Genomic DNA, 559 nt, shown 5'->3' on the forward strand with positions numbered 1-559 from the left:
GGTCATAGACCCCTTCGAACTGTTGACCTGAACCAGCTGGCCACGTCACAGCAACCGACGGGATGCCGAGGACTTCTTCGAGTTCTTCCATCAATTCGAGCGGGTCACGCGCTTGACGGTCCATCTTGTTGATGAACGTAAAGATTGGAATCCCGCGCATCCGACAAACTTGGAACAGTTTCTTCGTTTGCGACTCGATCCCTTTCGCCGCATCGATGACCATGATCGCTGAGTCAACCGCTGTGAGGATCCGGTACGTATCTTCACCGAAGTCCGAGTGACCCGGTGTATCCATGATTGAGACGATCTTTTTATCGTATTCGAATTGCATGACCGAAGACGTAACGGAGATTCCGCGTTGTTTTTCGATTTCCATCCAGTCCGATTTCGCAAATTTCGAGTTTTTCCGTGCCTTGACAGAACCTGCCTCACGGATTGCGCCTCCATGCAGGAGGAATTTTTCAGTTAATGTCGTCTTACCCGCATCCGGGTGGGAAATGATGCCGAAAATCCGACGCTTTTCGACTTCCGTTTGTAGAATGTTTGTCATGTATGGTAG

At 50.1% G+C, this 559-nt stretch carries 1 protein-coding gene; it reads right to left on the reverse strand.

Annotated elements, in window-relative coordinates; genetic code table 11:
* Window positions 1–550 (reverse strand): GTP-binding protein (locus F8N00_RS18240; protein WP_421018778.1); only part of this gene is annotated, 550 nt, incomplete at its 3' end.
* Window positions 551–559: the final 9 nt, after the last annotated feature.

This window comes from Exiguobacterium sp. A1_3_1 (genome assembly GCF_048985645.1).
Classification (GTDB): domain Bacteria; phylum Bacillota; class Bacilli; order Exiguobacteriales; family Exiguobacteriaceae; genus Exiguobacterium_A; species Exiguobacterium_A indicum.